The organism is Aeromonas sp. ANP5 (assembly GCF_963870295.1).
In the GTDB taxonomy this organism is placed as follows: domain Bacteria; phylum Pseudomonadota; class Gammaproteobacteria; order Enterobacterales; family Aeromonadaceae; genus Aeromonas; species Aeromonas veronii.
The window spans coordinates 36,848-50,091 of the sequence record NZ_CAWMRY010000017.1 but is presented as its reverse complement, the minus strand read 5'-3'; the positions used below and the strand labels follow the sequence as shown (position 1 = coordinate 50,091).

8 protein-coding genes are annotated in these 13,244 nt (G+C 61.6%); 3 read left to right on the top strand and 5 right to left on the bottom strand.

Translation table 11 applies throughout. From position 1 onward, the window contains the following. Positions 1 to 38: 38 nt before the first annotated feature. From truA to AACT07_RS11430, 4 genes are all read right to left on the bottom strand, one after another. A complete protein-coding gene (gene truA, locus AACT07_RS11445; RefSeq protein WP_069527808.1) occupies positions 39 to 848 on the bottom strand; it encodes a tRNA pseudouridine(38-40) synthase TruA in 810 nt (269 codons plus the stop codon). A gap of 200 nt (positions 849 to 1,048) precedes the next feature. Further along, the gene (locus AACT07_RS11440; RefSeq protein ID WP_069527806.1) at positions 1,049 to 3,253 is read right to left on the bottom strand and encodes a FimV/HubP family polar landmark protein; all 2,205 of its coding nucleotides are present in this window, start codon (positions 3,251 to 3,253) and stop codon (positions 1,049 to 1,051) included. Between the two features lie 271 nt (positions 3,254 to 3,524). Further along, positions 3,525 to 4,541, bottom strand: a complete 1,017-nt coding sequence (locus AACT07_RS11435; RefSeq protein ID WP_069527804.1) for an aspartate-semialdehyde dehydrogenase — start codon at positions 4,539 to 4,541, stop codon at positions 3,525 to 3,527. Positions 4,542 to 4,735: 194 nt separating this feature from the next. After that, positions 4,736 to 5,857 (bottom strand): 4-phosphoerythronate dehydrogenase, encoded by a 1,122-nt coding sequence (locus tag AACT07_RS11430; protein WP_069527802.1) that lies wholly within the window; start codon positions 5,855 to 5,857, stop codon positions 4,736 to 4,738. A 247-nt stretch (positions 5,858 to 6,104) separates the two neighbouring features. On the opposite strand from AACT07_RS11430, the gene AACT07_RS11425 reads away from it, so the two are divergent. From AACT07_RS11425 to AACT07_RS11415, 3 genes are all read left to right on the top strand, one after another. Beyond that, on the top strand, positions 6,105 to 6,848 hold the full coding sequence (locus tag AACT07_RS11425) for a phosphatase PAP2 family protein (RefSeq protein ID WP_069527801.1): 744 nt from the start codon (positions 6,105 to 6,107) through the stop codon (positions 6,846 to 6,848). 99 nt (positions 6,849 to 6,947) lie between these two features. Continuing rightward, positions 6,948 to 7,625, top strand: a complete 678-nt coding sequence (rnt, locus tag AACT07_RS11420) for a ribonuclease T (protein ID WP_005333780.1) — start codon at positions 6,948 to 6,950, stop codon at positions 7,623 to 7,625. A gap of 272 nt (positions 7,626 to 7,897) precedes the next feature. Beyond that, entirely contained in the window at positions 7,898 to 9,220 is a 1,323-nt protein-coding gene (locus AACT07_RS11415) for a Na+/H+ antiporter family protein (protein ID WP_005361308.1), read from the top strand. A gap of 86 nt (positions 9,221 to 9,306) precedes the next feature. Here AACT07_RS11415 and purL read toward each other — a convergent pair whose 3' ends face one another. Continuing rightward, complete coding sequence (purL, locus tag AACT07_RS11410; RefSeq protein WP_069527799.1) at positions 9,307 to 13,230, bottom strand: phosphoribosylformylglycinamidine synthase; 3,924 nt, start codon at positions 13,228 to 13,230, stop codon at positions 9,307 to 9,309. Between the last annotated feature and the right edge of the window lie 14 nt (positions 13,231 to 13,244).

The following is a 13,244-nucleotide window of genomic DNA, read 5'->3' as shown; positions in this document are numbered from 1 at the left end:
TGACGGGTCATTAAACCACAATTTTTCGGGCGCAGTTACTAAAAACTGGTCGTACCCGGTGCCGAGTCCGGCAGCCACAGCGGGCCGAGCGGCAACTGCGGCAGAGCAAACTCGGCCGGGTAATCCACGTCGACCAGATAGAGGCCACCGGCCTTGGCGGTCGGTCCGGCCAGATTGCGATCCTTGGCAGCCAGCACCTCGGCAATCCACTCCACCGGTTTGAGCCCCTGCCCCACCAGCAGCAGGGAGCCGGTGATGTTGCGCACCATATGGTGCAGGAAGGCGTTGGCCTTGATGTCGAGCACGATGTAGGGGCCGGAGCGGCTGACACACAGATGGGTCACATTGCGCCACGGGGTGTTGGATTGGCAGGCGACGGCACGGAAGGTGCTGAAGTCGTGCTCCCCCAGCAGGCTCTGGCCCGCCTGGTGCATCAACTCGGCATCGATGGTCTCGTGGTAGTGGCTGACGCCACTGCCGAGGATCGCCGGCCGGTAGTTGTGGTTGTAGATGACATAGCGGTAGCGACGGGCGGTGGCGCTGAAGCGGGCGTGGAAGCTCTCGTCCACCTGCTTGACCCAGCGCACGGCGATATCCGGCGGCAGGTTGGAATTGAGCCCCAGGGTCCAGGCCCCTTCGACACGGTTCGCCTCGGTATCGAAGTGGATCACCTGACCGGTCGCATGGACACCGGCATCGGTGCGTCCGGCACACTGGATGGAGACAGGGTGGTTGGCAATCCGGCTCAGCGCCGTCTCCAGTTCAGCCTGCACGCTGATCACTTCACGCTGACGTTGCCAGCCGAAATACCGGCTGCCGTCATATTCAATACCTAGGGCAATTCGCATGGATAAACTTGTCTTGTTGTGAAAACGCAGTGAAAGAAACGGGGCGGATTATACGCGCTCAGCCTGAAAAGTCCCACCACACGCGCAATTGGCCTGGATGGTCAGCCTGCGCGGCCATGATCCTCCCATCGCAAATCGCCAAAAGAAGAGGGCAGCCTGCTGGCTGCCCCCGTTTTGCTGATCCCGTGATAGGAAATCCTTTACCCCAACCGCTTGAGTAACTTCTCGGCTTCGGCACGCTGGTGATCGCTGCCCTGCTCCGCCGCCTCTTGCAGCAGCTCGCGGGCGCTATCCTTGTCGTCAATCTCGAGGTAGGCACGGGCCAGATCCAGCTTGGCACCCACACCGCCGTCGTCGGCATCCACGTCAAACCCTGTGGATTCCGGCAGCACCTCGGGGAAGCCATCGAGCCCCACATCCAGCGAGAAGCCCTGATACGGCTCCTGCTCCGGCGCGGTGGCATCCGCTTCAGCCAGCAGCTTGTCGATCTCGACGTAGCCGCTCTCCTGTGCCTGCTCACGGGGCTGGAGATCTGCCGGATGAGATTCCACCTCGGCGAACGCATCTTCAAAATCGGAGAGCGCCAGCTCGTTGGGATCCCACTCCAGATCCAGCTCAGCTTCCTTCGCCTTGACAGGCTCAAGACCCAGCTCGGCCAGCATGGCATCCGCACTCTCGTCAGTGTCCTCTGCGGCACTGAGATCAATGGCGTTATCATCTTTGCCAGCAGCAGGCTCGTCGAGGGCACTGTCGAAATCGCCGAGATCGAAGCTCGCCAGATCGTCGTCAGCGGCGCCGACTTCGTCGATGGAGCTCAAATCGGGCTCGAGGTCGGCGGAGAGATCCGCATCCAGCTCGGCAAACAGAGCTGCCTGCAGCTCCTCTTCGCTCATGATCTCGTCAGCGGCCTTGGGCTTGGGGTTGAACTCGCTGGCCAGATCCATGGCGGGCTCGTTGGCCAGCGCAATGGGCTCATCCAGCGAGAGATCGAGATCCGGCACCAGATCCGGGTCACGACTGGCTGGCTGGGCCGCCATCCGCTCGGGCTCGAAGCCCTGCAGCTCCATCTCGCCCTCGTCGCTGAACACCAGATCGACATCCGGCTTGGCGGCCGGCTCGTCAAGCTCCATCGGCATAAAGCCATCGGGGGTGTTGAGATCCGGCACCGGGCGCACCGGCTCGTTGTCGGTCACATCGACGCTCAGCAGATCATCAAACTCGCTCTGCTCCTGATCCATCATCATGGCGGTGGATTCGGAGAGGCTCTTCTCCTGCTCTTCCAGTTCGCGGCGGGCACGGGCACGCAGCCACAGGGTCACCAGTGCCAATACCAGCAGCACCGGCAGCAGGATGATCATGGCGAGGTTGAGCGGTGAGGAGAGCAGATCCATCAACCAGTTTTTCTCAGGCTCAGGCTCGGCTGCCACCGGCGGGACCGGTTGCGCCTTGAGCTCGGCAATCTCTTTTTGCAGCGCGGTCTGATCCTGCAGCTGGGCCTTGAGGGTCTCCACCTCTTCGGTCAGGGATTGCAGACGCAGCTTGAGCCTATGGTTCATCTCGGTCACCTGGCCGAGCTGGGCATTGGCATCTTCCAGTGCCAGCGCCATCTCGGTAGCCGGTTTACCCACCGGTTTATCCAGATCGGAAGGCAGAGGCGCCGGGGTGGTGCCTTCTGCTGCGCTAGGAGCAGGTGCTACCGCCTCTTTCGGCGCAGGCTCGCTCAGCTTGGCCACTTCTTTGGTTTCAGCAGCCGGTTGCGGTGCCACCACCGGGGCGGGAATGGGGGCGGCTTTCGCCACTGGCAGCGGCGCAGGCGCAGCCTTCACCGGCTCGATCTTGGCGGCTTCAACCTTCGCGGGTTTGGCGGCAGCCGGCTTGGCGGTATGGGCCTGCTTGTCAGCCAGATATTTGGGGCTTAACCCCTTCCAGCTGGCGTTGTCGCTGCGGAACTTGGCACGGGCCTGAGCATCAGTGATGACGCTCGCCTCGGCCACGGTCGGCAGCAGAATGCGGGATCCCACCAGAATGTGGTTGATATTGCCATCGGCAAAACTGCGGGGGTTTTTCTCGTAAATCGCCACCATGGTCTGGTAGACGCTGACCCGATTGGAGGGGCGATATTTGCTCGCCAGGCTCCAGAGGGTATCGGTCGGACGAACAGGGCCATAGCTACCGGCATTGGCAGTGACCTGACGCACCACCGGCTGGGCGGTTGTACGCACCGGTTGCGCGACGGGTCTGGCGACCGGCTGCGCCAGCGGCTGGGAATTGACGGCGGGAGGTGCGGGTTCGTCAGGGCCTTTTAGCTCGACAAAAAAAGGCTCCCGCGCCGAGTCTTCAGCCTGGACGGTGCCCAGCAGACCCAATGCGAGTAGCGTTGCCAATGTTATGCGGGAATGTCCCATATTCGTTCCTTCGTATGACGGCCCTATCACATTGAAAAATCTGGATAGTTACCCCAAAACAGTCGGTTCAATATAAATCAGGCTCGCCTGGCAAGCCAGCAGTCCGACACATTTAGCACCCAACTTGACCCTGAGTGTAGGAAAAAACTTAATCAGTTGATATCGCAACAGAATCTTGAAGTGACGGAGTGCGGCATGGGTCACACCCCGGTTTGATCACAGGCCGGAAGCGCAGCACTCCCTGCTGCGCATCTGTGGCATCTGACCAGCCTTACAGATAGTCGCGAACCAGCAGCTCGGCAATCTGTACACTGTTGGTTGCCGCGCCCTTACGAACGTTATCGGCCACGATCCACATATTGATACCACTCGGGTGAGAAATATCCTGGCGTACCCGGCCCACCAGCACCTCATCCTTGCCGGTTGCGTCACGCACCGGGGTCGGATAATCCCCTTCGTCATCAAACAGGGTCACACCCGGCGCACTGCGCAGCAGATCCTTGACCTGTTCGGCATCGAGCGGCTGGTGCAGTTCGACGTGTACCGCCTCGGCATGGCCGTAGAAGACCGGCACGCGCACGCAGGTGGGGTTCACGGCAATGCTGGCATCGCCGAGGATCTTCTGGGTTTCCCATACCATCTTCATCTCTTCACGGGTGTAGCCGTTGTCAGTGAAGCTGTCGATCTGCGGGATCAGGTTAAAGGCGATCTGTTGCGGATAGAGGGTCGGTTCCACCGGACGACCGTTGAGCAGATGAGCGGTCTGACCTGCCAGCTCGCTGACCCCCTCTTTGCCGGAGCCTGATACGGATTGATAGGTGGCCACGTTGATGCGGGCAATGCCCACTTCGTCGTGCAGCGGCTTCAAAGCCACCAGCATCTGGATGGTGGAACAATTGGGGTTGGCGATGATGTTGCGATTGCGAAAATCGGCCAGCGCATCCGGGTTCACTTCCGGGATCACCAGCGGGATATCTTCGTCGTAACGGAAGCAGGAGGTGTTGTCGATGACGATGCAGCCGTGTTCGGCAGCAATCGGCGCCCACTTGGCAGAGACCTCGGCACCGGCGGAGAAGAGTGCGATCTGTACCTGGCTCCAGTCAAACGCCTCCACATCGAGGATCTCGAGGTTCTTGCCGCCAAAGCGCACGGTATCACCGGCGCTGCGGCTGGAAGCCAGCGGATAGAGGGTCGCTACCGGAAATTCGCGCTCTTCCAGGATCTCGATCATCGCCTGACCCACGGCGCCGCTGGCACCCAATACTGCTACGTTAAACTGCTGGCTCATTCTGTTCTCCTCTGATAATGCTGCAATGGCGCCGGGTGGCGCCATGGTCGGCAGGCTCCCGCACGGCGAGATGACGCAGCCTGATATGGCTGAGCCGGCGCAGTAGCATCTGCGCCAGCTCAGTAAAAAAATGGGAGCGAGGTAGGCAGTACGGCTCACCCCTTCCGGTTATCTTCCAACTCCTAGTCCCCGATTCAGGGGCGTGACAGCGCAAATCCCAGCTCGCCCAGCGCTTGGTCGGCAAACGCCCCCTCAACCTGCAGGGAGGAGAGCTCGCGGCGCTCGGGGTAGTGTTTGCGCTGCTCGTCAAAGCTGCCGGGCAAGCCGAGTCGGGCCCGGAAACGGGCATCATCGCGGCGCACATCATAAACCAGATGCACCAGCTGCTTGATCAACGCCTGATCCGGTGCGCGGCCCGGCACCACCGCCTGCACATCGGGGGCAGGCAACAGCCCACTCAAATCCTGACGAGGCTGGCGTCCCAGCTGCAGGCAGAGCGCCTGATAGAGCATCCAGGTACCACGGGCCTTCCCCTCCAGGCTGTAACCGGCGATATGGGGGGTGGCAATCTCGGTATGGGGCACCAGCGCTGCCAGTGGCTCGGGCTCGTTCTCCCACACATCCATTACCAGTCGCAACGGCTTATCGCTCAGCTGGCGTGCCAGCAGGGCCCGGTTATCCCACACCTCGCCACGGGATGCGTTGATCAGGATCTGCCCGGCAGGACGGGCGGCAATCTGTTCGGCATCGAGCAGATGGTAGGTGGCATCCGGCCCTTCACGGGTAATGGGCACGTGGAAACTGACGATATCGGCACCAAGGGCGGTCTGGTAATCGACAAAGCCCGCATCAGGATTATCCTGCGCCTTGGGCGGATCGCAGCGCAGCACTCGCATGCCGAGTGCTTGGGCCTTGGCCGCCACACACTCGCCGGTATTGCCCGCGCCAATCACCGCCAACGTCATGGCCGAGAGGTCGAGTTCGTAACGCTCCGCCAGCACCAGCAGGGCGGAGAGCACATAATCCCCCACCGAATACTTGTTGCAACCGGGGGCGCTGAAGAAGGGAATATTGCGGCTTGCCAGCAGGGCCTTGTCCACATGGTCTGTGCCTATGGTGGCGGTGCCGACAAACCCGAGTTTGGGGCTGGCCGCCAGCAAAGCGCCGTTGACGCGGGTGACCGAACGCACCAGCAGCACATCGGCATCGAGCAGATCGCAGGCCTGCATCTGCCGTCCGGGCAAGGGGATCACCTCGCCAAATTCGGCAAACAGCTCCACGGCATGGGGCATATTCTCATCAACGACTATCTTCATCGGGCTCTCTTTGGTCACAACCGCCACGGGGGCGCCATTCTAGCGCAAAGCCGCCCGAGATTTCAGCCTGTGATGCAATCCGGCGCGAAACGGGACCAGATTGCGCGGCAGCCGCTCCATGCGCCCGCTCAAACAGAGGATGTCGCCACAAATGTGTAAGCAGAGGTAACAAACCGACTGCTCGGCTTTGTCCGAGCATATCTCGGTGGCACAATGCCCCTCTTTTTCGCGATCGCCCATACCCACCATGCCGCCACACGCTCCGCCGCTCCCAGCGTCAACCGCCTCACTCACCCGCAGTCAGGTGCTTGGCTTCACAGCCCTGTTAATCCTGCCCCTGTTACTGCTCGCCACCCTGCCCTGGCAGCCTTTTCTGACCGGCTCCCTGCAATCAGGCTTGCTATGGTGGTCATACGCCCTCACCCGCATGGTCGATATTCCCGGGATCGGGGTCAGTGGCGCCCTCTTGCTGCTGCTGACCCGCTACAAACTCAAACTGGAGTGGGCCCCCTTCATTGCGCTGGGGTGTGCACTGGCGGCCCTGCTTGCCAGCGACTGGGTGATCAAGAGCCTGATCAAACACCTGACCGAAGAGCCCAGACCCTATCTGCTCTGGCTTGAGAGTCAGGCGCTGATCCCGGCCATCAAGCACTTCTACGCCAGTAGCGTCGATGTGCGCAGCGAACAGGTTCACGCCGCCAGCCAGCTGCTGGCCCTGCCAGAGTGGCTCGGGCACCACTGGCAGGCCGAGGTGAACTACGCCTTCCCCTCCGGCCACAGCATCGCAGCCATCAGCCTGGCCCAGTTCTTTGGCCTTATCTGGCTGGCCCGAGCCCCCACGGGCGTCTGGCTGCTGCCACTGTGGGCACTGGGAATTGGTCTGTCGCGCATGGTAATGGGGATGCACTGGCCGGTGGATGTGCTGGCCAGCGCCCTGCTGGGGTCGCTCACGGCGCTGATTGCCGCCCACTGGTGGCTGCACAGATATTGAATCCGGCGCCACCTTGCCGCAGCCGACTGCGTGGGATGGGGGGACAAGCCTGTGCTTTTTTGCCATAATGCCGCCTCATTTTATCCCGACCGAGATCCCATGACCGACGCAGTTCATACCCTCAAGGGCCGTTTCCGTGGTTTTTACCCCGTCGTCATCGATGTTGAAACAGCCGGGTTCAACGCCAAGACCGATGCCCTGCTCGAAATCGCAGCTTACACCCTGAAAATGGATGAGCAGGGCTGGCTCGTTCCCGATCAGGTATTCCACTTTCATGTCGAACCCTTCGAAGGGGCCAACCTGGAAAAGGCTGCGCTGGAGTTCACCGGCATCGACCCCTACAACCCGTTGCGTGGTGCTGTCTCGGAAAAAGAGGCGCTGACCGAGATCTTCAAGGGGATCCGCAAGGGGATGAAGGAGCAGGATTGCGGCCGCGCCATCATAGTGGCCCACAACGCCACCTTTGATCACGGCTTCGTGATGGCTGCCGCCGAGCGCGCTGGCCTCAAGCGCAATCCGTTCCACCCGTTTGCCACCTTCGACACCGCAGCTCTCTCCGGATTGGCGCTGGGGCAGACCGTGCTGGCCAAAGCGTGCCAGAGCGCCCGCATCCCGTTTGACAATAAAGAGGCGCACTCTGCCCTCTATGACACCGAACGCACCACAGAGCTGTTCTGTCATATCGTTAACCGCTGGAAGAGCATGGGGGGTTGGCCGCCAGCGCATCCGGATGATGACACAACCGATGCTCCTGCCGACGATGAGGGGCAAGAATAAACGGATGAAGGCTGCCACTGGCAGCCTTCGCTTTTTGGGAAGTGATTGATTGCACAGCGCACCGGAAATCGCTATCAAGGTCACTATCCACCGCTGCGCACGGGATGCACGGAGACAAACAGGTCATAACCCCTCATGTTGAGCAACCTTGTGCCACATGCTGCTGCGATATGAGGGGTTTGACTGATTTTTTACTCGACATTTGTCACATTTTTCGCAAACTAACTCCCCTTCACATGACAGACAGCAATAACAAACTATAAGGAAATCAAATGAATCCAGTTGTTATCGCAGTCGGGCTGATGCTGGTGCTCAGTCTGCTGCGGATCAATGTGGTGGTCTCGCTGGCGCTGGGGGCCATTGCTGGCGGCCTGGTCGGTGGGCTGTCGTTGACCGATACCCTCACCACCTTCAGCGGTGGCCTGGGCGGTGGCGCCGAGATTGCTCTCTCCTACGCCATGCTGGGCGCCTTTGCGGTTGCCATCTCCCGCTCCGGGATCACCGACCTGCTGGCCCGCAAGGTGATCAACCAGTTGGGCAAGGATGCCAGCTCGACCCGCATCATGTGGGTCAAAACCCTGCTGCTCTCTTCCGTGCTGGCCGTGGCGATCTCCTCCCAGAACCTGATCCCGGTTCACATCGCCTTTATTCCCATCCTGATCCCGCCGCTGCTGCATGTGATGGCGCAGATGCAGATCGACCGTCGTCAGGTGGCCTGTGTCATCACCTTTGGTCTGACCGCCACCTACATGGTGCTGCCGGTCGGCTTTGGTGGCATCTTCCTGAACAACATTCTGGCCAAGAACCTGATCGATAACGGCGTGCCCATCACCACCAGCCAGATCCCGCTGGCGATGGCCATTCCGGTCGCCGGTATGGTACTGGGCCTGCTGATTGCGGTATTCATCAGCTATCGCAAACCGCGCCAGTACGATCTGGCCAAGATCCTGGATGCCGAGCCCGAAGCGGTCGAGCTCAACCTCACCCACATCTGGGTGGCCCTGCTGGCCATTGGCGTGGCGCTGGGGCTACAACTGATGACCAACAGCATCGTACTGGGTGCGCTGGCCGGTTTTGTCATCTTCACCTGCGGCGGCGTCATCAAGTTTCGCGAAAGCCAGGATGCCTTCACTCAGGGGGTACGGATGATGTCGCTGATCGGCTTCATCATGATCTCCGCCGCCGGTTTTGCCGCCGTGATGAAGGCAACCCACGGGGTCGACTCTCTGGTCCAGGTGGTCGCCTCCGGCATCGGTCAGCACAAAGGCATCGCCGCCTTCCTGATGCTGCTGGTGGGTCTGCTCATCACCATGGGGATCGGTTCTTCCTTCTCCACCGTGCCCATCATCGCCACCATCTATGTGCCGCTCTGTCTGCAGCTTGGCTTCTCACCAATGGCGATCATCGCACTGGTCGGTACCGCAGGCGCGCTGGGGGATGCGGGTTCACCGGCCTCCGACTCGACGCTGGGCCCCACCTCAGGCCTCAACGCCGATGGTCAGCACGACCATATCTGGGACAGCGTGGTGCCCACCTTTATTCACTACAACATCCCGCTGGTGATCTTCGGCTGGATTGCCGCCATGGTGCTCTGATATGTAAAGTCAGCATCTAACTGAACTATTCATAAAAAACCGGCCAAGTGGCCGGTTTCTGTTTTTATGCGCTGGCGCTGTCTCTATTAACCCAGACGAACCCGGGCGTTGCGGAACATCCGCATCCAGGCGCCGTCCTCGCCCCAGTTGTCGGGGTGCCAGGAGTTGGCCACGGTGCGGAACACCCGCTCCGGGTGCGGCATCATGATGGTGGCGCGGCCGTCGGTGGTGGTCACGGCGGTGATACCATCCGGCGAGCCATTCGGGTTGGCCGGGTACTGCTCGGTCACGCTGCCGCGGTTGTCGACAAAGCGCAGCCCTACCAGACCGCTCTGCTGCAGTGCGCTCAGGTGAGCGGCATCGCGCACCTCGACACGCCCTTCCCCGTGGGAAACGGCAATGGGCATCACCGAGCCTGCCATGCCGGCGAAGAAGGCCGACGGGGACTCCTGTACCTGCACCAGACTGAAGCGAGCTTCGAAGCGCTCGGAGCGGTTGCGTACAAAGCGCGGCCAGAGATCGGCACCCGGGATGAGATCCCGCAGGTTGGACATCATCTGGCAACCGTTGCAGACACCCAGAGAGAGGGTATCGCCACGCTCGAAGAAGCGCTGGAACTGCTCGCGGGCGTTGTCATTGAACAGGATGGACTTGGCCCAGCCTTCACCGGCACCCAGCACGTCACCGTAGGAGAAGCCGCCACAGGCCACCAGGGTCTGGAACTCCTCCAGCTTGATGCGACCGGAGAGAATGTCGCTCATATGGACATCGACCGCCGCGAAACCGGCACGATCGAACGCCGCCGCCATCTCCACATGGGAGTTGACCCCCTGCTCGCGCAGCACCGCCAGACGGGGGGAGACCCCGCGGGCAATGTAAGGTGCAGCCACATCCTCGGACGGGTTGTAAGTCAGCTTGGCATGCAGACCCGGATCGGTGGCGTCCTGACGGGCCGCGTGCTCACTGTCGGCGCACTCGGGGTTGTCGCGCAGGCGCTGCATCTGCCAGCTGGTCTCGCCCCAAATGGTGCGAAGGGCTGTGCGGCTGGCACGATAGACCTCCTGACCGCCCCGCTGCAGGGTGATGAGATCCCCTTCGCGCACGGTGCCGAGCACATGGGAGCAGGCCGCCAGACCGTGACCGGCCAGCAGGGTCATCACCGCCTCTTTATCTTCACGACGCACCTGAATGACGGCGCCCAGCTCTTCGTTGAACAGCGCCGGCAGCAGCTCGCCGCCGATGCGATCGAGCTGGATGTCGAGGCCACAGTGACCGGCAAACGCCATCTCGGTCAGGGTGACGAACAGGCCACCGTCGGAGCGGTCGTGGTAGGCGATCAGCTTGCGATCGGCCACCAACGCCTGAATGGCGTTGAAGAAGCCTTTGAGCTGGACCGGATTGTCGAGATCCGGCGCCTTGTCACCCAGCTGGCGATAGACCTGCGCCAGCGCCGAGGCGCCGAGGCGCTGCTTGCCATTGCCAAGGTCGATGAGGATAAGGTCGGTTTCACCGAGATCGGTACGCAGCTGCGGAGTAACCGTGTTGCGCACATCCTCGACCCGGGCAAAGGCGGAGATGAGCAGGGAGAGCGGCGAGGTGACGCTGTGCTCCTTGCCATCCTGCTGCCAGCGGGTCTTCATGGACATGGAGTCCTTGCCCACCGGAATGGTGATGCCAAGGGCCGGGCAGAGCTCCTCACCTACCGCTTTGACCGCCTCATAGAGACCGGCATCTTCACCCGGATGACCGGCAGCGGCCATCCAGTTGGCGGAGAGCTTGACCCGCTTCAGCGACCCGATATGGGCCGGCGCCAGGTTGGTGAGCGCTTCCGCCACCGCCATGCGAGCGGAGGCGGCGTGGGAGAGCAGCGCCACCGGGGTACGCTCGCCCATGGACATGGCTTCGCCGTGATAGCTGTCGTAGGTGGCCGCGGTGACGGCGCAATCGGCCACCGGGATCTGCCAGGGGCCAACCATCTGGTCGCGATTGACCAAGCCAGTCACGCTGCGATCGCCGATGGTGATAAGGAAGGACTTCTCCGCCACGGTCGGCAGACGCAGAACCCGCTCGGCCGCGTCACTCAAAGTGATGCCATCGAGCTGGAGCGCTTTGCCCTGTGCTGGCAGGGTCACCACGTCACGGTGCATCTTGGGCGCCTTGCCCAGCAGCACGTCCAGCGGCAGATCGATGGGCTGATTGTCAAAGTGGCTGTCAGAGAGGGTCAGATGCTTCTCTTCGGTCGCGGTACCGATGACGGCATAGGGGGCGCGCTCACGCTCGCACAGGGCCTTGAACAGCGGCAGCTTGTCCTGCGCTACCGCCAGCACGTAACGCTCCTGGGATTCGTTGCACCAGATCTCCAGCGGGCTCATGCCCGGCTCATCGCTCTGGATGGCGCGCAGATCGAAACGACCACCGCGCTCACCGTCGTTGACCAGCTCCGGCATGGCGTTGGAGAGACCGCCCGCCCCCACATCGTGGATAAAGACGATAGGGTTGTCGTCACCCAGCTGCCAGCAGCGATCGATCACCTCCTGGCAACGGCGCTCCATCTCGGGGTTATCACGCTGCACCGAGGCAAAGTCGAGATCTTCGGCTGACTGGCCGGAGGCCATGGAGGATGCGGCACCACCACCCAGACCGATGTTCATCGCCGGGCCGCCCAGCACGATCAGCGCCGCACCGACCGGGATATCCCCTTTCTGGACATGTTCGGTGCGGATGTTGCCGATGCCGCCTGCCAACATGATGGGTTTGTGGTAGCCACGCACCTCGACGCCGTTGTGGCTCGGCACCTCCTCTTCGAAGGTACGGAAGTAGCCGAGAATGGCCGGACGGCCGAACTCGTTGTTAAACGCGGCGCCGCCGAGCGGCCCCTCTTGCATGATGTCAAAGGCGCTGACAATGCGGCTCGGCTTGCCGAAATCCTGCTCCCAGGGCTGCTCGAAGCCGGGAATGCGCAGGTTGGAGACGGAGAAACCAACCAGACCCGCCTTGGGCTTGGCACCGCGACCGGTGGCTCCCTCGTCGCGGATTTCGCCGCCGGAGCCGGTGGCTGCCCCCGGGAACGGGGAGATGGCGGTCGGGTGGTTGTGGGTCTCCACCTTCATCAGGATGTCGACCTGTTCCTGGTGATACTGGTATTCGCCGTTGGCCGGGCTCGGGAAGAAGCGGCCACCCTGGCTCCCTTCCATCACGGCGGCGTTGTCTTTATAGGCAGAGAGGACATGATCCGGCGTCTGCTCGAAGGTGTTCTTGATCATCTTGAACAGCGACTTGGGCTGCTGCTCACCATCGATGGTCCAGTCGGCATTGAAGATCTTGTGACGGCAGTGCTCGGAGTTTGCCTGGGCAAACATATAGAGCTCGATATCGTTGGGGTTACGACCCAGCTTGGTGAAGTTCTCTACCAGATAGTCGATTTCGTCGTCGGCCAGCGCCAGACCGAGCGCCACGTTGGCTTCGGCCAGCGCGCCGCGGCCACCGCCCAGCACATCCACCTGGGTAAAGGGGCGCGGCTCGTGGTGAGCAAACAGGGCGGCAGCTTCGCTCATCTCGGCAAACACCACTTCCATCATCCGATCATGGAGCACGGCGGCAATGGCGCTGCGCTGGGCGGCACTCAGCTCACCCTGCCCCTTGATGGTCAGGTAATAGGCAATACCACGCTCCAGCCGCTTGACCTGTTTCAGGCCGCAGTTGTGGGCGATGTCGGTTGCTTTGGAAGACCAGGGGGAGATAGTGCCGGGGCGGGGGGTAACAAGAAACAGCTGACCGCTGGGGGTGTGTTCGGGGATGGTCGGGCCGTAGCGCAAGAGCTGGCCCAAGGTCGCTCGCTCGGGGGGAGACAGGGGGCTTGTCAGCTCGGCAAAGTGCACATACTCGGCATAGACATCCTCTATCTCTACTCCGCTCTCTACTCCACTCTCGTTTCTCATCTGTGCGAAGCGTTGCAGCAGTTTTTGGACACGAAAATCAGACAGTGCTGGGGCACCACGCAAGATATCCATATGACCTTTCTCAC

Bases quoted from the DNA above. Each gene is read 5' to 3' on its own strand.
- rnt (WP_005333780.1), top strand. From the start codon at position 6,948: ATGACCGACGCAGTTCATACCCTCAAGGGCCGTTTCCGTGGTTTTTAC.
- AACT07_RS11430 (WP_069527802.1), bottom strand. From the start codon at position 5,857: ATGAAGATAGTCGTTGATGAGAATATGCCCCATGCCGTGGAGCTGTTT.
- AACT07_RS11435 (WP_069527804.1), bottom strand. From the start codon at position 4,541: ATGAGCCAGCAGTTTAACGTAGCAGTATTGGGTGCCAGCGGCGCCGTG.
- purL (WP_069527799.1), bottom strand. From the start codon at position 13,230: ATGGATATCTTGCGTGGTGCCCCAGCACTGTCTGATTTTCGTGTCCAA.
- truA (WP_069527808.1), bottom strand. From the start codon at position 848: ATGCGAATTGCCCTAGGTATTGAATATGACGGCAGCCGGTATTTCGGC.
- AACT07_RS11425 (WP_069527801.1), top strand. From the start codon at position 6,105: ATGCCGCCACACGCTCCGCCGCTCCCAGCGTCAACCGCCTCACTCACC.
- AACT07_RS11440 (WP_069527806.1), bottom strand. From the start codon at position 3,253: ATGGGACATTCCCGCATAACATTGGCAACGCTACTCGCATTGGGTCTG.
- AACT07_RS11415 (WP_005361308.1), top strand. From the start codon at position 7,898: ATGAATCCAGTTGTTATCGCAGTCGGGCTGATGCTGGTGCTCAGTCTG.